Source organism: Kitasatospora sp. NPDC032121, assembly GCF_055580145.1.
In genome coordinates this window covers 356,112-381,683 of sequence record NZ_JBVILX010000002.1, presented here as the reverse complement: position 1 = coordinate 381,683, position 25,572 = coordinate 356,112, and the positions used below count along the sequence as shown (strand labels likewise).

The 25,572-nt window shown below is 72.5% G+C and carries 19 protein-coding genes and 1 pseudogene; 12 read left to right on the top strand and 8 right to left on the bottom strand.

The window, feature by feature from the left end; translation table 11 throughout:
• The first annotated feature begins 64 nt into the window (after positions 1-64).
• Positions 65-640: a dCTP deaminase gene (gene dcd, locus ACZ5OX_RS07545; protein WP_449787819.1), complete on the top strand. Its 576-nt coding sequence runs from the start codon at positions 65-67 to the stop codon at positions 638-640.
• A 196-nt stretch (positions 641-836) separates the two neighbouring features.
• On the opposite strand, the gene ACZ5OX_RS07540 is transcribed toward dcd, so the two are convergent.
• The 4 genes and pseudogenes from ACZ5OX_RS07540 to ACZ5OX_RS07525 all read right to left on the bottom strand — a co-directional run bounded on the left by ACZ5OX_RS07540 (position 837) and on the right by ACZ5OX_RS07525 (position 6,731).
• Positions 837-1,727, bottom strand: coding sequence for an alanyl-tRNA editing protein (locus ACZ5OX_RS07540; RefSeq protein ID WP_465629130.1), 891 nt, complete (start codon positions 1,725-1,727; stop codon positions 837-839).
• Positions 1,728-1,821: 94 nt separating this feature from the next.
• The gene (locus ACZ5OX_RS07535; RefSeq protein WP_465629129.1) at positions 1,822-2,904 is read right to left on the bottom strand and encodes a YIP1 family protein; all 1,083 of its coding nucleotides are present in this window, start codon (positions 2,902-2,904) and stop codon (positions 1,822-1,824) included.
• 196 nt (positions 2,905-3,100) lie between these two features.
• Positions 3,101-4,174, bottom strand: a pseudogene (manB, locus tag ACZ5OX_RS07530) (mannose-1-phosphate guanylyltransferase); the annotation flags it as partial.
• Positions 4,175-4,505: 331 nt separating this feature from the next.
• Positions 4,506-6,731, bottom strand: coding sequence for a (Fe-S)-binding protein (locus tag ACZ5OX_RS07525; RefSeq protein ID WP_449787822.1), 2,226 nt, complete (start codon positions 6,729-6,731; stop codon positions 4,506-4,508).
• A 344-nt stretch (positions 6,732-7,075) separates the two neighbouring features.
• Here ACZ5OX_RS07525 and dnaK point away from each other — a divergent pair, with 344 nt between their 5' ends.
• From dnaK to ACZ5OX_RS07495, 6 genes are all read left to right on the top strand, one after another.
• On the top strand, positions 7,076-8,917 hold the full coding sequence (gene dnaK / locus ACZ5OX_RS07520) for a molecular chaperone DnaK (RefSeq protein ID WP_465629128.1): 1,842 nt from the start codon (positions 7,076-7,078) through the stop codon (positions 8,915-8,917).
• On the top strand, positions 8,914-9,531 hold the full coding sequence (gene grpE / locus ACZ5OX_RS07515; RefSeq protein WP_465629127.1) for a nucleotide exchange factor GrpE: 618 nt from the start codon (positions 8,914-8,916) through the stop codon (positions 9,529-9,531). The genes dnaK and grpE overlap by 4 nt, the downstream gene beginning before the upstream one ends.
• Before the next feature lie 223 nt (positions 9,532-9,754).
• Positions 9,755-10,915, top strand: a complete 1,161-nt coding sequence (dnaJ, locus tag ACZ5OX_RS07510) for a molecular chaperone DnaJ (RefSeq protein ID WP_449787825.1) — start codon at positions 9,755-9,757, stop codon at positions 10,913-10,915.
• Between the two features lie 7 nt (positions 10,916-10,922).
• Positions 10,923-11,453, top strand: a complete 531-nt coding sequence (locus tag ACZ5OX_RS07505) for a heat shock protein transcriptional repressor HspR (protein WP_449787826.1) — start codon at positions 10,923-10,925, stop codon at positions 11,451-11,453.
• A gap of 193 nt (positions 11,454-11,646) precedes the next feature.
• Complete coding sequence (locus ACZ5OX_RS07500; protein WP_465629126.1) at positions 11,647-12,639, top strand: hypothetical protein; 993 nt, start codon at positions 11,647-11,649, stop codon at positions 12,637-12,639.
• 574 nt (positions 12,640-13,213) lie between these two features.
• Positions 13,214-13,831, top strand: coding sequence for a TIR domain-containing protein (locus ACZ5OX_RS07495; protein ID WP_051709310.1), 618 nt, complete (start codon positions 13,214-13,216; stop codon positions 13,829-13,831).
• A 499-nt stretch (positions 13,832-14,330) separates the two neighbouring features.
• Here ACZ5OX_RS07495 and ACZ5OX_RS07490 read toward each other — a convergent pair whose 3' ends face one another.
• The 3 genes from ACZ5OX_RS07490 to ACZ5OX_RS07480 form a co-directional block, all read right to left on the bottom strand.
• Positions 14,331-15,287: a helix-turn-helix transcriptional regulator gene (locus ACZ5OX_RS07490; protein ID WP_465629125.1), complete on the bottom strand. Its 957-nt coding sequence runs from the start codon at positions 15,285-15,287 to the stop codon at positions 14,331-14,333.
• On the bottom strand, positions 15,277-16,263 hold the full coding sequence (locus ACZ5OX_RS07485) for a LuxR C-terminal-related transcriptional regulator (RefSeq protein ID WP_465629124.1): 987 nt from the start codon (positions 16,261-16,263) through the stop codon (positions 15,277-15,279). The genes ACZ5OX_RS07490 and ACZ5OX_RS07485 overlap by 11 nt, the downstream gene beginning before the upstream one ends.
• 696 nt (positions 16,264-16,959) lie before the next feature.
• Positions 16,960-18,075: a TDT family transporter gene (locus ACZ5OX_RS07480; RefSeq protein ID WP_465629123.1), complete on the bottom strand. Its 1,116-nt coding sequence runs from the start codon at positions 18,073-18,075 to the stop codon at positions 16,960-16,962.
• A 71-nt stretch (positions 18,076-18,146) separates the two neighbouring features.
• Between ACZ5OX_RS07480 and ACZ5OX_RS07475 the strand changes: the two genes are divergently transcribed.
• Together ACZ5OX_RS07475 and clpB are read left to right on the top strand one after the other, a co-directional pair.
• A complete protein-coding gene (locus ACZ5OX_RS07475; protein WP_465629122.1) occupies positions 18,147-19,079 on the top strand; it encodes a LysR family transcriptional regulator in 933 nt (310 codons plus the stop codon).
• 71 nt (positions 19,080-19,150) lie between these two features.
• On the top strand, positions 19,151-21,757 hold the full coding sequence (gene clpB / locus ACZ5OX_RS07470) for an ATP-dependent chaperone ClpB (RefSeq protein ID WP_465629121.1): 2,607 nt from the start codon (positions 19,151-19,153) through the stop codon (positions 21,755-21,757).
• Between the two features lie 107 nt (positions 21,758-21,864).
• On the opposite strand, the gene ACZ5OX_RS07465 is transcribed toward clpB, so the two are convergent.
• Entirely contained in the window at positions 21,865-22,146 is a 282-nt protein-coding gene (locus ACZ5OX_RS07465) for a helix-turn-helix domain-containing protein (RefSeq protein WP_465629120.1), read from the bottom strand.
• Positions 22,147-22,560: 414 nt separating this feature from the next.
• Between ACZ5OX_RS07465 and ACZ5OX_RS07460 the strand changes: the two genes are divergently transcribed.
• The 3 genes from ACZ5OX_RS07460 to ACZ5OX_RS07450 all read left to right on the top strand — a co-directional run bounded on the left by ACZ5OX_RS07460 (position 22,561) and on the right by ACZ5OX_RS07450 (position 25,431).
• A complete protein-coding gene (locus ACZ5OX_RS07460) occupies positions 22,561-23,118 on the top strand; it encodes a type III secretion system chaperone family protein (protein WP_465629119.1) in 558 nt (185 codons plus the stop codon).
• Positions 23,119-23,238: 120 nt separating this feature from the next.
• Positions 23,239-24,399 (top strand): pyridoxal phosphate-dependent aminotransferase, encoded by a 1,161-nt coding sequence (locus tag ACZ5OX_RS07455; protein WP_465629118.1) that lies wholly within the window; start codon positions 23,239-23,241, stop codon positions 24,397-24,399.
• Between the two features lie 501 nt (positions 24,400-24,900).
• Positions 24,901-25,431, top strand: coding sequence for a DUF2617 family protein (locus ACZ5OX_RS07450; protein ID WP_465629117.1), 531 nt, complete (start codon positions 24,901-24,903; stop codon positions 25,429-25,431).
• The last annotated feature ends 141 nt before the right edge of the window (positions 25,432-25,572 follow it).

The window sequence follows — 25,572 nt, the reverse complement described above, 5'->3', positions numbered from 1 at the left end:
GGAAGGACGGAACGGGCCCCGGGCGGATTCGTCCGGGGCCCTTTCTTGCACGTAACCTCGAAGCGTGCTGCTCTCTGACAAGGACATCCGGACCGAAATCGACCTGGGCCGGGTCGTCATCGACCCCTTCGACCCGGCGATGATCCAGCCGTCGAGTATCGACGTGCGCCTCGACCGCTTCTTCCGCGTGTTCGAGAACCACAAGTACCCGCACATCGACCCCTCGGAGGAGCAGCCGGACCTGACCCGGCTGGTCGAGCCGGAGGGCGACGAGGCGTTCATCCTGCACCCCGGCGAGTTCGTGCTGGCCTCGACGTACGAGGTCATCACGCTGCCGGACGACGTCGCGTCCCGGCTGGAGGGCAAGTCGAGCCTGGGCCGGCTGGGCCTGCTCACCCACTCCACGGCCGGCTTCATCGACCCCGGCTTCAGCGGCCACGTGACCCTGGAGCTGTCGAACGTCGCGACGCTGCCGATCAAGCTGTACCCGGGGATGAAGATCGGGCAGCTGTGCCTGTTCCGGCTCTCCTCGCCCTCGGAGCACCCGTACGGCTCCGAGCGCTACGGCTCGCGCTACCAGGGCCAGCGCGGCCCGACGCCGTCCCGCTCGTACCTGAACTTCCACCAGACGAAGGTCTGACCGCAGGGCCCGCAGGGCCGACGAGACCGCAGGGCCGACGAGACCCGCAGGGCCGACGAGACCGCAGGGCCGACGAGACCCGCAGGGCCGACGAGACCCGCAGGGCCGGCGAGACCCGCAGGGCCGACGGAGCGCACGCACGACGGGCGGCCACCCCCATCCGAGGACGGACGAGGGGTGGCCGCCCGCGGCGTTCTCAGGCCCGCTTGGGGCTGGTGACGGCGACCAGCTCGGTGCCGTCCTCGGACAGCCGCAGCTCGGTGCGCAGCTCGGCCAGCTCGCCGAGGTGGTGCAGGTGGGTGCCGCCGCAGAAGATCTGCGCGCCGCCCTCGGGCAGCTCGCAGTGCCACTGGCGGCGGGCGGTGAGCTCGGGGCCGGGCACCTCGATGCGGACCGGGGCGTCGGCGGCGACCCAGGCGGCGAGCCGGGCGTTGACGGCCTCGGTGAGGGCCGGCAGGGCGTCGGCGAGGGCCGGGAACTCCTCGGTGGCGTCCGCCGTGAAGCCCTTCTTCTTCAGCGACTTGCCGAGCCGGTAGGTGTCGGTGCTGGCCGCGGTGTCCATCACCGAGCTCGCCATGGCGAGGCTGTCGAAGTCCGGGTGGCCGAAGGCGTCCGAGCGGCCCGGGTCCTTGCGCCAGCGCGGGGCGAGCGCGGCGTTCAGGGCGAGGGCGAGCAGGTGGCAGCCGCTGTGCGAGGCGCTGAGGGCGCCCCGGCGCTCGGCGTCGACGGCGAGCGCGGCGGTGCGGCCGACGATGTCGCCGGGGTCGGTGTCCAGGACGTGGAGGACCAGCCAGGACCACTCCTCGTCGCCGCGCCGGACCGGGATGTCGGCGCCGACCAGCAGCTCCCCGCCCTCGGGGCCGACGGCGCCGGTCAGGCAGTCGACCACGGCCAGTTCGGTGCCGTCCACGGTCAGGGTGCCGTGGTCGGCCGGCTGGTCGGGCCAGGTGTGGTCGAGCGGGTGGAACGGGGTCGCCTCGGTGACGACGGCGTACCGCCCGTCGGCCAGCGGTTGCACCGCGAGCACCGGGGACTCGCCGGTCACCGCCCCGGCCGGGAAGCTGACGTGGGTGGTGGGGAGGGTCATGGCCTGGCTCCGGTGAGGTAGGACGACGAGGGTGGGGCGGGCCCGGCGCTCGGCCGCGGCCCGCCCCCATTCTGCCCCTCGTCCGTGGAGGGCCTCAGCCCAGCGTCGGCAGCTTGATCAGCACCAGCAGCGCGACCAGCTGCACCGCCGAGGCGGCCGCGGCCTTGCCCCAGGGCAGGTCGTGCAGCCGCCGGACCATGCTGGTCAGCAGGTAGGCGCAGAGCGCCCAGGTGGCCCAGCCGACGACCTGGACGACGATGCTGCCTGAGGGCAGCACCAGGTCGAGCAGCAGCCGGGGCGCGTCGGTGAGCCAGCCGATCAGCGCGGCCAGGCCGACGGTCGCCTTCCACGGGCCGTCGCCGCCCAGCTGGCGGGCCAGCGCGTAGGTGACCCCGCCGAAGAGCGCCCCGGCCACGGTGAAGCACACGGCGGCGGCGAGGATGCCGGTCAGTGCCACGGTGAAGGTCGAGTTGACGATGTCGTCGTGGGTCAGCCCTATGCCGAGCACCGCGAGCGCGCCGTACAGCAGCGAGACGGTGAGGGCGGGCAGCCAGACCTGGTGGTCGCGGGTGCGGTCGAAGATCGCGGTCGGGCTGCGGAACAGGCCGGTGAACAGCTCGCGCCAGTGCGGCCGGGGCCCGGCGACGTGCGGGGCGGACTGGCCGCCGGCCCGGTAGACGGCGACGTTGTCCTGGCCGTACGGCTGCTGGTCGTAGCCCCCGTCGGGCCCGTAGCCCGCGTCCGGGCCGTAACCCTGGTCCGGCCCGTAACCCGCGTCGGGGCCGTAGCCCTGCGCGGGCCCGTACGGCGGCTGCTGCCCGTGGCCGTCGTCGTAGTAGCCGTGCTCCTGGCCCGGGTGCCCCTGGTAGGGCGGCTGCTGCGGGTACGGGCCGCCGCCCGCGTACGGGTCGCCGACCGGGAAGGCCCTGGTGTTCCCGGGCCGGTCCGCCGCGTACGGGTCGTACCCGTCCCCCGCCGCCGGGCGCCCCGGCCCACCGGTGGGCCCGCCAGGCGTGCCGCCGGGACCACCGGACCGACCGGGCGCCGCCGGGTGCGGGGCCGTGAAGTACTCCGGCCCGTCCGTCGCCGCGTGCCCCCCGGGCGGCGGCGGAGGGGCAGACCATCCGCCGTGCGGACGGTTCGCGCCCTGACCGCTGTCGTATCGATTACCAGCCACGGTCCGAAGGTACCCGCCCGGCCCGGCCCGCGTCGGCCCCGGACGGACCCGGGGCCGGTTTGCAGCGAGGCTGAGACGAACGGGACCGGAAACCCCGCGGACGCCCCGGCTCCCGCGGACGCTACCGCTGCGCGCCGACCGACGGCCCGTGCACCGCCGCGGCCGCGCTGGTGCCGGCCGGGCAGCCGCCCGGGCCGGCCGAGGTGCGGACGGCGCCGACCGGCAGCAGGGTGCCGCAGGCGATCCGGATGCCGTTCGGCAGCTCGTTGTCCGACTCCACGATCGCGCCGTCGCCGATCACCGCGCCGTCCAGCGCCGAGCGGTCGCCGACGCTGGCGAAGGCGCCCACGATCGAGTCCTTGACCAGGGTGTCCGGGCCGATGACCGCGCCCGGCAGGATCACGCTGCCCTCGACGATCGCGCCGGCCTCGACCACCGCGTCCTCGGCGACCACGGTGCCGCCGCTGAGCACCGCGCCCGGGTGGACGGTGGCGCCGGGCAGCAGCAGGGCGTCGCCGGTCGGGCCGGGGACGGCCGGGGAGTCGACCTTGCCGAGCACCAGGTCGGCCGAGCCGCGGACGAAGGCCGCCGGGGTGCCCAGGTCCAGCCAGTACGAGGTGTCGACGACGCCGCGCAGCAGCGCGCCGGTGGCCAGCAGCTCGGGGAAGGTCTCGCGCTCGACGGACACCTCGCGGTCGGCCGGGATGCGGTCGATCACGGACCGGGTGAAGACGTAGCAGCCGGCGTTGATCTGGTCGGTGACGATCTGTTCCGGGGTCTCCGGCTTCTCCAGGAACTCCAGCACCCGCCCGTCCTCGTCGGTCGGGACGAGGCCGAAGGCGCGCGGGTCCTCGACCCGGGTCAGGTGCAGGGTGACGTCGGCCCCGGCGGCCACGTGGCCGTCGCGCAGGGCGGCGATGTCGACGCCGGAGAGGATGTCGCCGTTGAAGACCAGGACCGGCTCGTCCGGGCCGCAGGTCAGGCCGGAGGCGGCGTTGCGGATGGCACCGCCGGTGCCCAGCGGCTCGCGCTCGGTCAGGTAGACCAGCTCGATGCCGTACGGGGTGCCGTCCTGGAAGTGGTCCTCGAACACCTCGGCCAGGTACGAGGTGGCCAGCACGACGCGGGTGACGCCGGCGGCGGCCGCGCGGGCCAACTGGTGCGCGATGAACGGGACGCCTGCCACCGGCAGCATCGGCTTGGGGGTGTGGGTGGTCAGCGGACGCAGTCGCGTGCCCTTACCACCGACCAGCATGATCGCCTCGGTCATGGTCTGCGCTGTTCCCCTTGTGGTCTCTGCGGCCCGGCCCGGTGGGCCGACACCTCGTCGTCGGTCTGGACCCGGCCGTCCGGCCGGCGCGGGTCGCCACCCGTCCGGGGCTTCCGTCCGGAACGGGTGGACCGGCACGAAGCCGGTCCGGGCCTACTGTATTTGCTTCCGACCGAATGCCCGTCCGGCGCCTGTGCGATTGCCGTCACCCGCCGTACCCGCGCGGGCCGTCCGCGCCAACCGAAAGCCCGGCCCGGCGGGCGCGTTCACGGCGTCCACCGGGCCGGGCAGTTGTAGCAGAACTGTCGAACAGCTGGCTCTGCCGCGGCTGTTACGCGTCCACCGTCGCGGGCTGCTCCTCGCTCCCGGCCGGCGGTTGGGCCTTCACCGAGTCGAGCAGCAGCTGGGCCACGTCGACCACCTTCAGGTGCTCCTTGGCCGCGCCCTCGTTCTTCTTGCCGTTGACCGAGTCGGAGAGCATCACCAGGCAGAACGGGCAGGCGGTGGAGACGATGTCCGGGTTGAGCGACAGCGCCTCGTCCACGCGCTCGGTGTTGATCCGCTTGCCGATGCGCTCCTCCATCCACATCCGGGCACCGCCGGCGCCGCAGCAGAAGCCGCGCTCCTTGTGCCGGTGCATCTCCTGCTGGCGCAGACCGGGGACCTTGTCCATGATCTCGCGCGGCGGGCTGTAGACCTTGTTGTGGCGGCCCAGGTAGCAGGGGTCGTGGTAGGTGATCAGGCCCTCGACCGGGTTGACCGGGACGAGCTTGCCCTCGTCGATCAGGTGCTGCAGCAGCTGGGTGTGGTGGATGACCTCGAAGTGGCCGCCCAGCTGCGGGTACTCGTTGGCGATGGTGTTGAAGCAGTGCGGGCAGGTGGCCACGATCCGCTTGACCGGGGCGTCCTCCAGGGCCGCGTTCAGCGTCTCCACGTTCTGCGCGCCGAGCATCTGGAAGAGGAACTCGTTGCCCAGGCGGCGGGCGGAGTCACCGGTGCAGGACTCCTCCTTGCCGAGGATCGCGAACTTCACGCCCGCGGTGTGCAGCAGCTCGGCGAAGGCCTTGGTGGTCTTCTTGGCGCGGTCCTCCAGGGCGCCGGCGCAGCCGACCCAGTAGAGGTACTCGACCTCGGCGGGGTCGATGTCCTCGCCGATCACCGGCACCTCGATGCCGGTCTCCTTCTTGAGCTCCTTGACCCAGTCCAGGCGGGCCTTGGTGGCCATGCCCCACGGGTTGCCCTTGTTCTCCAGGTTCTTGAGCATCGTCCCGGCCTCGGTCGGGAACGAGGACTCGATCATCACCTGGTAGCGGCGCATGTCGACGATGTGGTCGATGTGCTCGATGTCCACCGGGCACTGCTCGACGCAGGCGCCGCAGGTGGTGCAGGACCACAGCACGTCCGGGTCGATGACGCCGTTCTCCTCGGCGGTGCCGATCAGCGGGCGCTCGGCCTCGGCCAGGGCGGCCGCCGGGACGTCCTTGAGCTGCTCGGAGGTGGCCTTCTCCTCCCCCTCCATGTCCTTGCCGCCGCCGGCCAGCAGGTACGGCGCCTTGCCGTAGGCGTGCTCGCGCAGGCTCATGATCAGCAGCTTCGGCGAGAGCGGCTTGCCGGTGTTCCAGGCCGGGCACTGCGACTGGCAGCGGCCGCACTCGGTGCAGGTGGAGAAGTCGAGGATGCCCTTCCAGGAGAAGTGCTCGACCTGGGAGACGCCGAAGACGGCGTCGTCGGCCGGGTCCTCGAAGTCGATCGGCTGACCGTTGCTGGTCATCGGACGGAGGGCGCCGAGCGCGGTGCCGCCGTCCTCCTCGCGCTTGAAGTAGATGTTGAAGAAGCCGAGGAAGCGGTGCCAGGCCACGCCCATCGAGGGGTTGAGGCCGATGGTGGTCGCCCACGCGAACGAGATGCAGATCTTCAGCATCGCGAACAGGTAGATCAGGTTCTCCAGCGTGCCGTGCGACAGGCCGCTCAGCGCGGAGACCAGCGGGTACGAGACCAGGTGCTCCGGCCCGTACGAGTCGACGCCGTTGAGGGCGCCCTCCAGGCCGCGCAGCATCAGGATGCAGAGGCCGATGCCGAGGATCGTGTACTCGACGTAGAAGGCCTGCCAGGCGATCGAGCCGGCGAACCGGGACTTGCGGCCGGACCTGGACGGCAGGCTCATCAGCCGGATCACGATCAGGACCAGGATGCCCAGCGTGGTCAGGGTGCCGATCAGCTCGACGAAGAGCTGCCAGATCATCCAGTGGCCGATGATCGGCAGCGCGAAGTCGGCGTCGAAGAGCTGACCGAACGCGTTGACGATGGTCAGCACCAGGCTGAAGAAGCCGACCGCGACGAACCAGTGGGCGACGCCGACGACCCCCCAGCGGTTCATCCTGGTGTGGCCGACGAACTCGGTCGCGACGGTCTTCACCCGCTGGGCGGGCTGCCCGAAGCGGGTGGAGTCGTCCGCACCGGTGCGGACCACCTTGTAGATGTACAGCGCCGCACGGGCGGCGAGCGCGGTGCCGATCACGAATGTGACCAGCGAGATGACGATCGCTGCTAGCTGCATCGGCTCTCCGTCTCCTGCGGCTTTGCGGTTGAGCAGGCTCTGCGGTTCTCAGGGTCTTTGGAACTGAGTGTACTGGTCGGTAACTTGCCGGGCCGACGGCCCGGACATTACCGGTGGGCAACAGTTCTCCAGAAGATTCCCAAGCTATGGCGGCAGTCACGTGGGCGCACCCCCCGCCACGGCGTGGCGGGGGCTCCCGGGGGCTCGAGGCCCACCTCCGAGCCCCCGGCCGAGGCTCCGGCTCAGCAAAGTTGAGCGGCTCGCACTCATACCTGTTGACGCCGCCCGTCGGGTCGTGCATCCTTGAGCCCGTAAAGCTCAACTCTTCCGTGGAGGTATCTACGATGGCACGCGCGGTCGGCATCGACCTCGGTACGACGAACTCGGTCGTCAGCGTTCTGGAGGGTGGCGAGCCCACCGTCATCACGAACGCCGAGGGTGCGCGGACCACGCCGTCCGTCGTCGCCTTCGCCAAGAACGGCGAGGTCCTGGTCGGCGAGGTGGCCAAGCGCCAGGCGGTCACCAACGTCGACCGCACCATCCGCTCGGTGAAGCGCCACATGGGCACCGGGTGGAAGATCAACATCGACGGCAAGGACTTCAACCCCCAGCAGATCTCGGCCTTCGTGCTGCAGAAGCTGAAGCGCGACGCCGAGGCGTACCTGGGCGAGACCGTCACCGACGCCGTCATCACCGTCCCGGCGTACTTCAACGACTCCGAGCGCCAGGCCACCAAGGAGGCCGGCGAGATCGCGGGCCTGAACGTCCTGCGCATCGTCAACGAGCCGACCGCGGCCGCCCTCGCGTACGGCCTCGACAAGGACGACCAGACCATCCTGGTCTTCGACCTCGGCGGCGGCACCTTCGACGTCTCCCTGCTGGAGATCGGCGACGGGGTCGTCGAGGTGAAGGCCACCAACGGTGACAACCACCTCGGTGGTGACGACTGGGACCAGCGCGTCGTCGACCACCTGGTCAAGGTCTTCCAGGCCGGCCACGGCGTCGACCTGTCCAAGGACAAGATGGCCCTCCAGCGTCTGCGCGAGGCCGCCGAGAAGGCGAAGATCGAGCTGTCCTCGTCCTCCGAGACCTCGATCAACCTGCCGTACATCACGGCCTCCGCCGAGGGCCCGCTGCACCTGGACGAGAAGCTCACCCGCGCCCAGTTCCAGCAGCTGACCGCGGACCTGCTGGAGCGCTGCAAGGTCCCGTTCCACAACGTGATCAAGGACGCCGGCATCTCGCTCTCCGAGATCGACCACGTCGTCCTGGTCGGTGGCTCGACCCGCATGCCGGCCGTCGCCGAGCTCGTCAAGGAGCTGACCGGCGGCCAGGACGCCAACAAGGGCGTCAACCCGGACGAGGTCGTCGCCATCGGCGCCGCGCTCCAGGCCGGTGTCCTGAAGGGCGAGGTCAAGGACGTCCTGCTGCTCGACGTCACCCCGCTGTCCCTCGGCATCGAGACCAAGGGCGGCATCATGACCAAGCTGATCGAGCGCAACACCACGATCCCGACCAAGCGCTCCGAGATCTTCACCACGGCCGAGGACAACCAGCCGTCCGTGCAGATCCAGGTCTACCAGGGCGAGCGCGAGATCGCCGCGTACAACAAGAAGCTCGGCATGTTCGAGCTGACCGGCCTGCCGCCGGCGCCGCGCGGCCTGCCGCAGATCGAGGTCACCTTCGACATCGACGCCAACGGCATCATGCACGTCGGTGCCAAGGACCTCGGCACCGGCAAGGAGCAGAAGATGACCGTCACCGGCGGCTCCTCGCTGCCGAAGGACGAGGTCGACCGCATGCGCCGCGAGGCCGAGCAGTACGCCGAGGACGACCACAAGCGCCGCGAGGCCGTCGAGACGCGCAACTCCGCCGAGCAGCTCGTCTACTCGACCGAGAAGTTCATCGCCGACAACGCCGACAAGCTGCCGGGCGACGTCAAGACCGAGGTCGAGACCGCCATCGGCGAGCTCAAGGAGGCCCTGAAGGGCGAGGACATCGCGAAGATCCGCGAGGCCTCGGAGAAGGTCTCCACCACCGCGCAGAAGCTCGGCCAGGCGCTGTACGCCAACGCCGACGCCACCGCCGGTGCCGCCGCCTCCGGTGACTCCGCCCAGGCCAAGGACGACGACGTGGTCGACGCCGAGATCGTGGACGACGAGAAGCCCAAGGGCGGTGCGGCATGACGGACAAGCCGCAGGGCGGCAAGCCCGGCGACGACTCCGCCGCCGAAGAGGCCGTGATCAAGGCTGCCGAGGAGGCCGCCTCGGCCGGCTCCGGGGACTCCGGTTCGGAGGAACTCGCCGCCGCCAAGCGGGAGCTCGCCGAGCGCACCGGCGACCTCCAGCGCCTCCAGGCCGAGTACCAGAACTACCGCAAGCGGGTCGAGCGCGACCGGCTGACCGTCCGCGAGATCGCCGTCTCCAACATCCTGGAGTCGCTGATCCCGGTCCTGGACGACATCGGCCGCGCCCGCGAGCACGGCGAGGTCACGGGCGGCTTCAAGTCCGTCGCCGAGTCGCTGGAGACGGTCGTCGCCAAGCTGGGCCTGCAGCAGTTCGGCAAGGAGGGCGAGCCCTTCGACCCGACCATGCACGAGGCGCTGATGCACAGCTACTCCTCGGACGTCACCGAGGACACCTGCGTGCAGATCCTCCAGCCCGGCTACCGCATCGGCGAGCGGATCATCCGCCCGGCGATGGTGGCCGTCGCCGAGCCCCAGCCCGGCAGCCAGGCGTCCTCGGACGCCGAGGCGAAGTCCACCGACAAGGACAAGTCCGACGGTGGCTCGGACAGCTGACAACCTGTGACAGCTGACAACCAGTGCGCTGCGGAGTCGTACGCCGGCCAGTACGGCGGCCGGCTCCGCAGCGCTCTGTCAACGGTCGTAAACCCAGCGGCTGTTGACAGCTCTGTGACGATGGAACTCGGGAGGTGGCGGAAGCCGTGAGCGAGCGCAGCGAGCGAACAATCGAGAGGCGCGTGAACCGCTCAGCGGCTGCCGAGCGCAGCGAGGTGGACGCATGAGTGGCAAGGACTTTGTCGAGAAGGACTACTACAAGGTCCTCGGCGTGCCCAAGGACGCCACCGCTACCGAGATCAAGAAGACCTACCGCAAGCTCGCGCGCGAGTTCCACCCCGACGCCAACAAGGGTGACGCCAAGTCCGAGGAGCGGTTCAAGGACATCTCCGAGGCGTACGACGTCCTCTCCGACGAGAAGCGCCGCAAGGAGTACGACGAGGCCCGCACCCTCTTCGCCAACGGCGGCTTCCGGGCCGGCGGCCCCGGCGGCACGGGCAGCTACAGCTTCGACTTCGGCGACCTCTTCAGCGGCAGCCAGGGCGGCGGCGGTGGCGGCGGCGGCCTCGGGGACGTCTTCGGCGGCCTCTTCAACCGGGGCGGCACCCGCCAGGCCCAGCCCCGGCGCGGCGCCGACGTCGAGACCGAGGTGACGCTCTCCTTCGAGGAGGCGGTGGACGGCGCGACCGTCCCGCTGCGGATGACCAGCCAGGCCCCCTGCCGCGGCTGCAACGGCACCGGGGCCAAGGCCGGCACCACCCCGCGGGTCTGTCCGACCTGCGTCGGCGCGGGCACCGTCAGCCGCGGCCAGGGCGCCTTCGCGCTCTCCGAGCCGTGCAAGGACTGCCGCGGCCGGGGCATGATCGTCGACGACCCGTGCCCCGACTGCCACGGCAGCGGCCGCGCCAGCTCGGCCCGCACCATGCAGGTCCGGATCCCGGCCGGTGTCCAGGCCGACCAGCGCATCCGGCTCAAGGGCAAGGGCGCCCAGGGCGAGCGCGGCGGGCAGCCCGGCGACCTCTACGTCACCGTGCACGTCGACCCGCACCCGGTGTTCGGCCGCAAGGGCGACAACCTCACCGTCACCGTCCCCGTCGCCTTCCCCGAGGCGGCGCTCGGCGCGACCATCGAGGTGCCCACGCTGAACGGCCCGGCCGTGAAGCTCAAGCTGCCCCCGGGCAGTGCCAACGGCCTCACCATGCGCGCCCGCGGCAAGGGCGCCACCCGCAAGGACGGCACCCGCGGCGACCTCCTCGTCACCGTCGAGGTCGTGGTGCCGCAGCACGTCACCGGCGACGCGCTGAGCGCCCTGGAGCAGTACCGCGAGGCCACCGCCTCCGACGATCCGCGAGCCGACCTGTTCAGGGCGGCGAAGGGAGCGTGACGACCAGATGTCCCCGATGAACCCGATCGACCCCGACACCCCGATCGGCTCCGGCCTCGGCGAGGGCCTGCCCGGCGCCGGCGCCCGCCGCACCCGCCGGGCCGCCGCGGCCCCGCCGACGTACGTGCTCACCGAGGACACCCCGGTGTACGTCATCTCCGTGGCCGCCGAACTGTCCGGTCTGCACCCGCAGACCCTGCGCCAGTACGACCGCCTCGGCCTGGTCTGCCCCGACCGCACCGCCGGCCGGGGCCGCCGCTACTCCGCGCGCGACATCCAGCAGCTGCGCGAGGTCCAGCGGCTCTCCCAGGACGAGGGCATCAACCTGGCGGGGATCAAGCGGATCATCGAGCTGGAGAACCAGGTCACCGCCCTCCGGTCCCGCGTCGCGGAGCTGGTCGACTCCCTGGAGGGCGCCGCCGCCGCCCTCCAGCAGCGCGAGGCCGCCGTCCACGCGTCCTACCGCCGCGACCTCGTCCCGTACCAGCCCCCCACCCCGCAGTCCAGCGCGCTCGTCGTCTGGCGTCCCAAGCGCTGACCTGACGGATCCACCGGCCGCCGGCCCCTCCTCTCGGGGGGTGCCGGCGGCTCGGTGTTGGTGAGAGAGTGCTCTATCGGGCCGGCACGGTCGATCTGCGGGCGGCAAGGCACCCGGTCAGCGCCACCTAGGATTCTTGCCACAGAAGACGACAGTCGCGTTGACTACTTCCCGGTCAACACTAGGAGCCGAGATGAGTGGGCGAGAGCACGCGGGGGCTGCATTCGGCGGATCGCGCGTCCTGTCCGAGGACGCCCGAAAGCTCTACCTGCAGGCCGTCAACGAGAACGGTCGTCTCTCCCGGAGCGCGTGTCCGGCCACCAGTGTCCCGGCCCTCGATGAATTGTTGAAACTCGGACTGCTCATACCCGACAGCGACGATCCGGGCGCTTTGCTCGCGGTCGATCCGGCCCAACTCGCCGACAGTCTGAGTTCCACCTGGCAGCGTCAGGCCCTCGATCTGCTCTCCAGAGCGGTATCGCTGCCCGGCGACCTCAGCGAACTCGCCGAGGCATTTCACGCCCCCGACACGACGGGTGGGGCCATCGAATACATCCACGGGAAAGCGCGGATAAATCAGAGACTTCAGCAGTCGGCCGCCGCGGGAGTCACGGAAGGCCTGTCGATGCAGCCCGGCGGACCCCGCCCGGCGGAAATGCTGACGTCTTTCCTGGCGCGCGACCTGGAGATTCTCCGCCACGGCGCGTCGATGCGCACCATTTACAACGCGAGCACCCGCTACCACCAGGCGACCCGGGACTACGTCGCGAAGCTGACCGAGGAAGGGTGGCAGTTCCGCACCCTGGACGAGCCGTACGCCCGGCTGATCATCGTGGACCGCAAGCTGGCCGTGATCCCGGTGGTGGACGACGACCTGGCGGCGTTCATCCACGATCCGGCCATCGTCAGCTTCCTCATCGAGGAGGTCTTCGAGCGGAGTTGGAACCGGGCCCTGGAATTCGACGGGGACCGTTCCGTCCCCCAACAAGTGGTCTCCAGACTGCGCCAGACGATCATCGACCTGATGCTCGCCGGGACGAACCACCGGGTCATCGCACGACGGCTGGGCATCAGTGAGCGCACCCTGGCGCGCCACATCGCGGAACTGAGGGAGGAGTACCACGTCGACTCCCTCTTCCAGCTGGGCTATGCGCTCGGCCGGTCGACGAGACCGGAACTGGGCTGAGGGCGGCCGCCGAATCCCGCCCCACCCGGCGCGAAAGGCTCAGCCTTCACGCCCGCCCCGTCCCGATCGAGCCGTGGAACCGGATTTCAGCCCCAGTGCAGGTCGTCGGCGACAGCCGCCAGCGCACTGGTGCTCACAGCCGCGTGCCCGCCGTCGGACGGGAAGGAGACTCCGGTCAGAACCGCCATGCCGATGAGGATCGGAAGCGCAGCCTTGCAGACGAGTCGACGCAGAGACACGGACCCACCCTCCAAACTCTCGAACACCTAGGACCAAATCAATAGCACTGGCGTCCACATGATGCCGCACCTTCCGCGAGAGTGCCATCCCCACTCCCCCCGGCCGGAGCGTCATCTCTCTGCCAGGCATCCAGATGACAGGGCGGGACGCTGGACGCGGCCGCGCGCGCTGATAGACGATCAGTTCGCTCCCAATGGTCCAGCACAGATAGCGAACTTGCCGCTGTACCGTCAAATATCTGCCGGATCTCTTCCGCTCGCAGACTCAAAAACCACTGTCCTCAGCGCCCGCCGGCACCACATCACCACCCGGTCGGCCTTTCCCCGGAGTCGACATGACCGAGCCCTACCTGCGTCACCACGACAGCCAGGCCCCTGAGGGTCGGCGTGCACGTGTGTTCCTGGCCGCCCCCCTGATGCGACTGACCGGGCCGGCCGACAGTGTGGTGACGCTCGCCAGCCGGACGCGGCTGACGACGCTCCGCACCACCCTGCTGCGCAGCGGTGCCGCCGTGTACAGCGCGCACCACAGTGACGCCTGGACCATCTCCGGCCGCGCGCCGGAGCCCCGCGTCCCCTCCGACTTCCGCGCCCTCCAGTCCGCCGACCTCGTGTTCGCCTACGTCGGGGCCCCCCTCTCGGCCGGCGTGAGCCTGGAGCTCGGCTGGGCGTCGGCGCTGCGCAAGCCCATCGTCCTCCTGGTCGACGAGGCCATCACCCACAACCCGCTGATCGCCACCATCGAGCAGGTCGCCCCCGTCCTGCCGCTGGTCTTCGACGACACCTGGTCGCAGGAGGCCCTCAACCACACGGTCGAGACCGCGCTCGACTGGGCGGGCATGGCGCTCTCCCTGCGCGAGGGCTTCTGGACCGCCCCCGGCGAGCAGTTCAACGTCCCCCGGCAGCAGCCCCCGGTCCCCGGCTACTGGCCGACCGGCGCCGCCACCGGCTGAGCGACCGTCACGTCCCGGCCCGGCTCCCGGTGTCCGCCGGCCCGGTCGCATCGGCGCCTCCGCGTCGTACGGCTCACGCAGCCGGGCGAGGCGACCGGCGACGGTGCGTCCGCCCAGTCCCGTCCGGCCGGCGATCGCCCGCTGCGTGAGCCCCCGGGCGCGCAGCCGTCCGGCCTCCTCGTGGCCGGCGGGCCCCCTCGCACCGTCGAACAGCGCGACCCGGTCCACGACTTGGGCCTGCCGCCGGCGCCGCTCGAAGACGCCCAGCAGGTACGTGACCGCCGCCGGATCCTCCACCATGGCGGCGACCCCGTCGTCCGGGGTCGCCGGGATCACGGCGACGGCGCGGTCGAGGACCGGCGTCCGGCCGGAGCCGGAGCCGGCGCCGAGGACCCGGATCCGCGGGCCCGCCTCCGTGGCCGGCGCCGCGCCGTGGGTCCGGACGCGGCCCTCCGGCGGATCCGGCAGGTGGGCGGCGCGGAGCGCGGCGGCGGCGGGATCAGTCACGGTGCTCGCCCCGCAGCTGCCAGCCGAGGTGGAAGAGGGTGCGGGCGCCGTAGCGGTCGCGCAGCCGGGAGATGTGGGCGGCGACGGTGCGCTCGCTGACGCCCAGCCGGGTGGCGACGGCCCGTTGGGTGAGGCCGCGGGCGAGCAGCCGGCCGATCCGGACGGTGGTGACGGACGGCGGATCGAGGTGGCCGTCGGCGGGGGTGGCGCGGGCCCAGTCGCGTTCGAACTGGGCCACCAGGAAGGCGACGGTGGTGGGGTCGGTGAGGAAGACGGCCCGGCTGCGGTCCTCGGCGGCGGGGATGACGGCCACCACCCGGTCGAAGACCAGCACCCGCTCGTACGGTTCGGCGAGGACCCGGACCTGGGCGCCCTGTCCGGTGCGCAGGGCCACCTGGCTCCGCACGGCGGGGTCGGCGAGGGTGACCGACTGGTAGACGGTGCGCAGCGCGCAGCCGCGGCGGAGCAGCGAGAGGTCCTGGGCGAGGGCCATCCGGAGCCCTTCGAGCGGACGCAGCCCCGGCTGGGCGGCCAGCACCTCCTCGCGGCACTCCGAGACGAGCTCGCTGATCCGCCCGCGGACCTCGGCGGCGTCGAGGACGGCGCCGGTCCCGGGACGCGCGGCCGAGGGGCCCGGGGGCGGTGCCCCGACCGGGTGGCGGGCCTCGTCGTAGGCGCGGGCCAGCGGGCCGAGGGTGACCGGGAGCCGCTCGGCGTGCCGCAGCAGCCGCAGGGCGCGAGTGCGCAGTTCGACGCCGATCCGGTCGCCGAGGGCGCGCGGGCCGGCGGCGGTCCAGCCGGTGGCGGTGGGGGTGAGCAGGCCGCGGGCGACGAGCGCGGCCAGGGCCGGGCGGTCGGCGGGGGCGAGGTCGTCCGGGCACAGCCGGCCGCCGCCCCGGACGGCGACGAGGTAGAGGGCCCGCTCGGCCGGGCCCGGTTCATCGGTCATCGCGGGCGCCTCGCATCAGCCAGCCGAGTTGGAAGAGGGTCTGCGCGCCGTAGCGGTCGCGCAGCCGGGAGATGTGGGCGGCGACGGTGCGCTCGCTCAGGCCCAGCCGGGTGGCGACGGCCCGCTGGGTGAGGCCGCGGGCGAGCAGCCGGCCGACCCGGTCGGGGACGGTGCGGGCGGGTTCCTGGCCGAGGGCGGCCCCGGCGGTGTCGGCGCGGGCCCAGTCGCGTTCGAAGCCGCCGACCAGGTAGGTGATGGTGGCCGGGTCGGTGATGAAGGCGGCGGTGCTGTTGTCGTCGTTGGCGGAGATCACGGCGACGGAGCGGTCGAAGACGATCAGCCGCTGGAAGGGCTCGTCGAGCACGCGGATGAGCGAGCCGTGCCGGGTGACCTCCTCGGCGTAGGCGAGCGCGGGCGGGTCGGCGAACGCGACCGGCTGGTAGATGGTGCGCAACGAGCAGCCGCGCTGCAGCAGTTGGACGTCCTGGAGGAGGGCGACCTGGAGGGTGTCGGCGGGCCGGTGGCCGGGCTGCGCGGTGAGCACCTCGGAGCGGCAGTCGGAGACCAGCTGGGAGATCCGCTGGCGGATGTGGACGTGCCCCTCGACGTGCACGGCGGCGCCGGCCCGGTCGGTCGGGCGGGGCATCGCGTCGTAGGCCCTGGTGAGGCCGTCCAGGGCGCCCGGGAGGTTCTCCGCGCGGACCAGCAGCCGGGTGGCCTCGCTGCGCAGTTCGGCGCCGAGGCGGTCGCTGACCGAGCGCGGGCTGACCGCGGTGTAGCAGCGGTCCATCCGGTTGACCATCAACAGGCCGATGTCGATGAGCTGTTGCAGCGCGCCCCGGTCGACGTCCGCGACCTCGGCGGTGGGGACGCGGCCGCCCTCGGCGATGATGGCCAGGTAGAGCTGCCGGGCGGCCTCGTCGGGTTCCTCGCCCACCGGCCCGTGGTGCGGTGTGACCGCCGGGTCCCCCGTCACGTCGCACTCTCCCTGCCGGACGCCTGTCCCCTGGTACTGCCCGTGCTCCCCGCCGCGCGGGCCGTGGCACCGACGGGCCGGGCGGGCCCGCGGTGCCGGTGGGCCGGTACGGCGTGATCATGGAACCGGCGGTCACGGTACCGGTTGGTGCGGCGGGCCCCCGGGCCGGGTGCCGTCGCACGCCGGTTCGTCCGGGGGCCGCCATCGGTACGCCAAGCCCAAGCGCTCCCGTCGAGGCGGAGCAGCAACGCCTCGACGGGTCCGGTCCGGGGGCCATCACCACACATGGCCCCCGGTCCGGTGCTCTTCCCCCCCGTTCCACCGGTGCGCGAGTCGCACCTGCGGTCAGTATGAAGAGCCAGCCGCCGTCATCGGGCTGCGGTTGCCCGGACGACTTGGCGTGCCTCCACCCTCACAGCGTGACGGCCGGTGAACAAGTGTCGCCCGAGTGCAGGTTCGCGCAATTGCAGCTATCTGCAGCCGGCCCGGTTGCGGCGCCCCGGGCGGCGGGGCGGACTGCGGTGGGAATCGCGGCCGGTGAGGGGTGTCGGTGCCCCCGGCGGCCGCGCCGGGCGGCCGGGCGCGGTGCCCCGGCGCTGCACGTTCCTGCACCGGCGGCGTGTTCCCGGGCCGTGCGTCGGGGCGCGACGGCGGGAGGCCTCGGACCCGCCCCGGCCGTCGGACCCGCCCCGGCCGTCAGACCCGCCCCAGCAGCCGGCCCCGGGCCAGCCCGGCCGCGGTGCCGCCCGCGGCGAGCACCCAGGCGAGCGCCAGCAGCAGGTACAGGCCGAGGGCCAGCCCGCTGAAGCCCGCGAAGCCGGTGTGCCGGGCGAGCGCCGAGGCGCCCGTGACGCAGGTGCCGACCGGGAAGGTGTACGCCCACCAGGTCATCGCGAACGGCATCCCGGCCCGCCGGGCGCGCAGGTTGGCAGTGAGCGCGACGGCCAGCCAGAGCATCGCGACGCCGATCACGGCCACCCCGTACAGCTCGGCGAGGTCGACCATGGCGGGCGCCAGCGCGGGCAGCACCGGGCGGGCGGCGTCGGCGAGCTGGTGGACCGCGGTGACGGACTGGCCGAGCGGGCCGAGCACCAGGAACAGCGAGGGGGTGAGCACCAGGGCGGGCAGCTTGCTGTGGAACAGCCCGGTGAACACCACCGGCAGCAGCACCAGCGTGGCCAGCAGGCCGACCCCGAACAGCGCCCAGCAGCCGTACAGCATGGCCTGCTGGGGCGTCCCGGCCGGCAGGTGGGGGACGAGCGCGGGGCCGCAGGCGGAGGCGACCAGCGGGGCGACGACCGGCAGCAGCCAGGTCGGGTTGGCCTCCAGGGCGGAGACCGGGTGCCGGGTGATCATCAGGTACGGGATGCCGCCGGCCACCGCGAGCGCGTACACCGTGCCGAGGGTCCACAGCACCGCGTCCAGGGCGACCGCCGGGCCGGTGCCGATGACCCGGGAGCCGAGCAGCAGGGTGCCCAGTCCGACCGCCAGCAGCGCCATCGGCGGGCAGCCGTAGAAGACCGCGGTGGCCGGGTTGTCCAGCAGCTGGGCGCGGGCCGCCTCGCGGTGCCGGGTGAGGTGGACCAGCCGGGCCCCGACCAGCACCAGCAGGGCGGCCAGCGCGAGCGCCCACATCACCTCGCCGAAGCCGGTCAGCCCGGGCAGCCGCACCGGGAGGACGGCGGCGCCGTTCGCCAGGATCGCGGTGCCCATCACGGCGGCGTACCAGTTGGGGCCGAGCTGGGCGAGGTCCGGCCGGGGGCGGACGGCGGCGGGGCGGGCGAGGGGGCGGATACCGGCCAAAGTGGACATGCCCCCTACCGTCGCCGGTGGGCCGGGCGGCCGGTAGCGCCGGGGCTCCTATGGGGGCATAGCCTGAACCTATGGCCCTCTCCTCGCACGTCCCCGAACTCGGCGCCCTGGAACTGCTGCTCGCGGTGGCCCGGCTGGGCAGCGTCGGACGGGCGGCGGCCGAGCTGGGCGTCAGCCAGCCGACCGCCAGCGCCCGGATCAAGGGCATGGAGCGGCAGATCGGCGTCCCGCTGCTGGACCGCTCGCCCCGGGGCAGCCGGCCGACCGAGGCGGGCCGGCTGGTGGTCGAGTGGGCCCGGCAGGTGGTGGAGGCGGCGCAGGCCCTGGACGCCGGGATCGACGCGCTGCGCGAGCGGCGGGACGCCAAGCTGCGGGTGGTGGCCAGCCTGACCGTCGCCGAGTACCTGATGCCCGGCTGGCTGCTGAGCCTGTCCGAGGCCAGCCCGGGGACGGCGGTGACGCTGCGGACGGCGAACTCGGCGGAGGTCGCCGGGCACGTCCTGGCCGGGGACGCCGACCTCGGCTTCGTCGAGGGCCCGTCCACGCCGCCCGGGCTGGCCGGCGCCGTGGTCGCGGCGGACCGGCTGGTGGTCGTGGTGGCGCCGGGCCACCCCTGGGCCCGGCGCCGCGCCCCGCTGACCGGGGCCGAGCTGGCGGCCACCCCACTGACGCTGCGCGAGCCCGGCTCGGGGACCAGGGAGGTGCTGGAGACGGCCCTGCGGCCGTACGGGGGCGTGGCGCGGCCCCGGATGGAGCTGGCCTCGTCCACCGCGCTGAAGGCGGCGGCGATGACCGGGGCGGGACCGGTCTGCCTGAGCGAGCTGGCGGTGACGGAGGAGCTGGCCACCCGGCGGCTGGTCGAGGTGCCGCTGGCGCGGGAACTGGACCTGCGGCGGCCGCTGCGCGCGGTCTGGCCGGCCGGGCAGCGGCCGGGCGGACCGGCCCGGGAGCTGCTGGGGCTGACCCGGCGGACGGCCGTCCGGAATCCGACGGGCAAAAGTTGAGCGGAATAGACTCAACATAGTGCATGCTGTACGTAGCAGCAGTGAGGACGACGAGGGAGGACCCCCCAGCAGTGGACGCCAGCAAGTTCACCACCAAGACGCAGGACGCCCTGGCCGCCGCGATCCGGCAGGCGGGCACGGCCGGCAACCCGGACGTCAGGCCGGTGCACATCCTGATCGCCCTGCTGGAGCAGCCCGAGGGCATCGCCCGGCCCCTGCTGGAGGCGGTCGGGGCGGACGTCGCCCGGGTCGACACCGAGGCCCGCCGCCAGGCCGCCGCGCTGCCCAGCGCGATGGGCTCGACGGTCGCCGCGCCGCAGCTCGCCCGGGACACCATCGCGGTGCTCACCGAGGCCGGCAAGCGCGCGGACGACCTGGACGACCAGTACGTCTCCACCGAGCACCTGATGGTCGGCCTGGCCGCCGAGGGCGGCGCCGTGGCCGAGCTGCTGGTGCACCAGGGCGCCACGCCGAAGGCGCTGCTCGCCGCGTTCAAGGACGTCCGGGGCAGCGGCAAGGTCACCTCACCGGACCCGGAGGGCACCTACAAGGCCCTGGAGAAGTACGGCACCGACCTCACCCAGGCCGCCCGGGACGGCAAGCTCGACCCGGTGATCGGCCGCGACCACGAAATCCGCCGGGTGGTCCAGGTGCTCTCCCGCCGGACGAAGAACAACCCGGTGCTGATCGGCGAGCCCGGCGTCGGCAAGACCGCCGTGGTCGAGGGTCTGGCCCAGCGCATCGTGGCCGGCGACGTGCCGGAGTCGCTGCGCGGCAAGCGGCTGGTCGCGCTGGACCTCGGCGCGATGGTCGCGGGCGCCAAGTTCCGCGGCGAGTTCGAGGAGCGGCTGAAGGCCGTCCTGAACGACATCAAGTCCTCCGACGGCCAGGTCGTCACCTTCATCGACGAGCTGCACACCATGGTCGGCGCGGGCGCCGGCGGCGACTCCGCGATGGACGCGGGCAACATGCTCAAGCCGATGCTTGCCCGCGGCGAGCTGCGGATGGTCGGCGCCACCACGCTGGACGAGTACCGCGAGCGGATCGAGAAGGACCCTGCCCTGGAGCGCCGCTTCCAGCAGGTGCTGGTCGGCGAGCCCAGCGTGGAGGACTCGATCGCCATCCTGCGCGGGCTCAAGGGCCGGTACGAGGCGCACCACAAGGTGCAGATCTCGGACGCCGCCCTGGTCGCCGCCGCCACCCTGTCCAACCGCTACATCACCTCCCGCTTCCTGCCCGACAAGGCGATCGACCTGGTCGACGAGGCGGCCTCCCGGCTGCGGATGGAGATCGACTCCTCCCCGGTCGAGATCGACGAACTCCAGCGCTCCGTCGACCGGTTGCGGATGGAGGAGCTCGCCCTGGAGAAGGAGTCGGACCCGGCCTCGGTGGACCGGCTGGCCCGGCTGCGGCGCGACCTCGCCGACCGGAACGAGCAGTTGAGCGTGCTGACGGCGCGCTGGGAGCAGGAGAAGAAGAGCCTCAACCGGGTCGGCGAGCTCAAGGAGCGGCTGGACGACCTGCGCGGCGCGCTCGAACGCGCCCAGCGGGACGGGGACTTCGAGCGGGCGTCCAAGCTGATGTACGCCGAGATCCCGGCCGCCGAGAAGGAGCTCACCGACGCCCAGGAGCGCGCCGCCGACCAGGATGCCTCCGCCTCGATGGTCAAGGAGGAGGTCGGCCCGGACGACGTGGCCGACGTGGTCGCCTCCTGGACGGGCATCCCGGCCGGTCGGCTGCTGGAGGGTGAGAGCGCCAAACTCCTGCGCATGGAGGAGGAGTTGGGCAGGCGCCTGATCGGCCAGAAGGAGGCCGTGCAGGCCGTCTCGGACGCGGTGCGGCGCACCCGCTCCGGCATCGCGGACCCGGACCGCCCGACCGGCTCCTTCCTCTTCCTCGGTCCGACCGGCGTCGGCAAGACCGAACTCGCCAAGGCCCTGGCCGACTTCCTGTTCGACGACGAGCGGGCGATGGTCCGGATCGACATGAGCGAGTACGGCGAGAAGCACTCGGTCTCCCGCCTGGTCGGCGCCCCGCCCGGGTACGTCGGCTACGAGGAGGGCGGCCAGCTCACCGAGGCCGTCCGCCGCCGCCCGTACAGCGTGGTCCTGCTGGACGAGGTGGAGAAGGCCCACCCGGAGGTCTTCGACGTCCTGCTCCAGGTGCTGGACGACGGCCGGCTCACCGACGGCCAGGGCCGCACGGTGGACTTCCGCAACGCCATCCTGATCCTCACCTCCAACCTGGGCAGTCAGTACCTGGTCGACCCGACCACCCCTGAGGCGGAGAAGCGGGAGCTGGTGCTGGGCGCCGTCCGGTCCGCGTTCAAGCCGGAGTTCCTCAACCGGCTGGACGACATCGTGGTCTTCGAACCGCTGGGCACCAACGAGCTCAGCCGGATCGTCGACCTCCAGGTGGCCCGCCTGGGCGAGCGGCTGCAGGAGCGGCGGCTCACCCTGGAGGTCTCCGAGGCCGCCCGCGACTGGCTGGCGCTCACCGGCTACGACCCGGCGTACGGCGCCCGCCCGCTGCGCCGGCTGGTGCAGTCCGCGATCGGCGACCAGCTCGCCCGGGCGATCCTGTCCGGCGCGGTGCACGACGGGGACACCGTCGTGGTCGAGCGGGACGAGGAGGGCGACCGCCTCAGCGTCCGCGGCCGGGGGCCGCTGGAGAAGTAGTACCGCCGGGCGTCCGGCGCACGGGCCGCTCCCTCCGCTCCGGCGGCGGGGGCGGCCCGGTCCGCTTCCGCGCCCGGCGTCACCCGGGCGGCCTCACCCGGCGGGCGTCACTTCGCCGCCTGCCGCAGCAGCCGCCGCGTCCGGTCCCGCCGGCTGCGCGCCAGCCGGTGCAGCTCGGCCACCTGGGCGTCCGGCAGGCCCCAGGCCTGGGTCAGCAGCCGGAGCGTGGACACCCGCGGGCAGGAGAGCCCCCGTTCCAGGTCCCTGATCGACCGCACGCTCAGCCCGGTCGCCTCGCCCAGCTGCTCCTGCGTCATGCCCCGGTCCAGCCGGATGCTCCGCAGCAGCGCCCCGAGCGATGCGCCGTCCCCCGTCGCCGCTCCACCCACGCCTGTTCCCCCCTCAATTCCGGACAGTCCACCTCAGGACGGCCCAACTCCCCCGGTCGGGCCGGGATTTGATCGAAGCGAGTGCCGTCGCACGCTAACCGCAACCGGCCGGCGCGGCAGCCGAACCGGCGCGCCGGGCGCGTGACGTGGCTCACGCGCCCGGCGCGGACGGCCCGCCCCCGCCCCGCGCACCCTGCGTGACCGCCACCCCTTGGACCCGCCGCCGGAACCGCCGGACGGCACCCGGGAGAACCGGGGGAAGAACGCCGGGAAGAACGGGGGGACGAACACCGGACGAAGATCCACACACCCCCGGCTGCCCCTGTGAGCGAAGCCCCGAATGAGGCAGGATGGGAGGTGGAAAGGGCGGCCTCTCATTGCCGGCCACCACGTGCACTGAGGAAGAGGACCCCCATGAGCATCGACCCGTCGTCCATCCCGTCCTTCGGCGTTCCCCAGGGCGGCCAGCCCGGCGGCCAGGGCGGTCGGCCGGCCGGCCCGCCGCCGGTCATCGTCCCGGACCAGGCCCTGGTCACCCAGCTGCTGGACCAGATGCAGCTCAAGCACGTCGTGGACGAGGAGGGCGACCTCACCGCCCCCTGGGAGGGCTTCCGCGTCTACTACATGTTCCGCGGCGAGCAGAAGGAGCTCTTCGCGGTCCGCGCCTTCTACGACCGCGCCTACCCGCTGGAGAAGAAGGGCGAGATCCTCGACCTGATCGACGAGTGGAACCGCGAGACCCTCTGGCCCAAGGTGTACACCCACACCCACGAGGACGGCGTGGTCCGCCTGATCGGCGAGGCCCAGATGATCGTCGGCACCGGCGTCAACCTGGACTACTTCGTCACCACCACCGCCAACTGGACCCAGGCCGCGGTCGGCTTCGAGCAGTGGATCGTCGAGCGCCTCGGCCTCCAGAACGAGATCGAGGGCGAGGACGGCGAGGGCCCCGAGGGCACCGACGAGGCCTGATCCCGCTCCCGGCACTCCGGTCCGGCCCGCCACCGCCTCCGCGCCGGTGGCGGGCCGTTCTTGTCCCCGGCTCCCGGCTGTCCCAGGATGACCCTGACGACGAGCCGTGAGGAGCCACCGATGGGTACCAGGCCACTGCTGAACCGCCGACTGGCCGGGATGGGCACGACGATCTTCGCCGAGATGTCCGCGCTGGCCACGGCCACCGGCTCGATCAACCTCGGCCAGGGCTTCCCGGACACCGACGGGCCCGAGGAGGTCCGCGAGGCGGCCGTACGGGCCCTGCGCGAGGGCCGCGGCAACCAGTACCCGCCCGGCCCCGGCATCCCCGAACTGCGCACCGCGATCGCCGAGCACCAGCAGCGCTTCCACGGCCTCTCGTACGACCCCGACACCGAGGTGCTGGTCACCGCCGGCGCCACCGAGGCCATCGCCGCCGCCCTGCTGGCCCTGCTGGAGCCCGGCGACGAGGTGATCGCCCTCGAACCCTTCTACGACTCCTACGCGGCCTGCATCGCCATGGCCGGCGCCACCCGCGTCCCGCTCACCCTGCGGGCCCCGACCTTCCGCCCCGACCTCGACGAGCTGCGCGCCCTGATCACCCCGCGCACCCGGCTGCTGCTGATCAACACCCCGCACAACCCCACCGGCACCGTCCTCACCGCCGAGGAACTGCGCGGCATCGCCGAACTCGCCGTCGAACACGACCTGTTGGTCATCACCGACGAGGTCTACGAGCACCTCGTCTTCGGCGCCGTCCACCACCCGATCGCCGCACTGCCCGGCATGCGCGAGCGCACCGTCACCATCTCCTCGGCCGGCAAGACCTTCTCCTTCACCGGCTGGAAGGTCGGCTGGGTCACCGCGAGCCCGGACCTGGTCGCGGCCGTGCGCACCGCGAAGCAGTACCTCACCTACGTCAGCGCCGGCCCCTTCCAGTACGCCGTCGCGGAGGCGCTGCGGCTGCCCGACGCCTACTTCGACACCCTCCGCGCCGACCTGCTGCGCAAGCGCGACCTGCTGGTCGACGGCCTCGGCGCGGCCGGCTTCCGCGCCTTCACGCCCGAGGGCACGTACTTCGTCACCACCGACATCACCCCGCTCGGCGAGAAGGACGGCATCGAGTTCTGCCGTGCCCTGCCCGGCCGTTGCGGCGTCGTCGCCATTCCGAACGCGGTGTTCTACGACGACGTGGACGCCGGCCGTAGCCTGGTCCGCTTCGCTTTCTGCAAAAAGGACGAGGTTCTTCGGGAGGCCGTCACCCGTCTACGGCGCCTGTGAGGGGCCGCACGCCCCCTTTCACTTCCTTCGAACAGAATCGTCGATGACCCGACACCAGTTCTGATGGATCATCAACTTCCTTGATCGGCTTGCCTGTTTGCCTCAATCGAGACATCCTGGCCGCCCCTCCAGGCGTTCCCCCGCCGCCCTCCACGCCCTGCGCCCGGAGGGCGGCGGTGTGTGCTGCACCCGAACAGCGCACACCCGGCGCGCACGGCGCACGATCCGGTGATAGGGGCGCGCGCTGTGCAGACTCGCACATGGACTCGATCAGACCCGGGAAGCAGATGTGCTCTAAACGGTGAATGCTTGACAAAGTTGGGTAAATCACCGGCGGACCCGGCGTATTCGTGCTTCTCTGCTGCTGAATCTCCAGCCGGAATCCTTCCTTCCACGGTCGGCCGCGCCCAGGGCCGCACAGCCACGAACAGCCTCGCCATCACCTAGGCCTAGTCGCTGCTGCTCGGCGGGCGCGCACGGAGCTGAAACGCGGAGCCGAGCATGCTCACCACACTGCAGACCTCCTACACGGACACCCGCGCCGGTGACCTCGCCTGGTGCCTCGGCGGCGACCCACTGCCCGCGCTCGCCGTCCGCGACCTGAGACTCGACGGAGGCGGCCGCCCGGGCACGTCCGGCACCCTCCAGCTGCGCCTGCTGGGCGCCTCCCACCAGGTGGTGATCGACGCGGGCCCCGGCCAGTGCCTGGAGACCGTCGCCTGCCTGCCCGGCCGCCGCACCCCGCTGCCGGCCCGGGTGGCCAAGCAGGTCTGCGGCTGGGAGTACGAGTTCGCCGCCCGCATCGAGGCGCTGCCGCCGCACGACTTCGCGGCCCGCGCCCAGGAGCTGCTGGCCCTCGTCGAGGGGCACCCGCGCGGCCTCGCCGGGGTCTTCCCGGGCGACCCGAGCGCCTTCACCGCGCTGGTCACCCAGGGCGGCGCGGACCGGCTGCTCTGGCGCACCTGGCACGCCTACCCGCAGGAGGGGCAGCTGGTGTGCACCCGCTCCTCGCTGGTGGTGTCCGGGGGATGACCGCCCGAAGCCCGGACCGGAACACCGATCCGGCCATAGGCCGTCCAGCGCGGGCCTGCGAATCGTACGCAGGAACGGTTCGTCAATCCGACGTCGCCCACTGTCCGTCGGATGGGCGCAGCGATCCGTCCCGCACGTCCC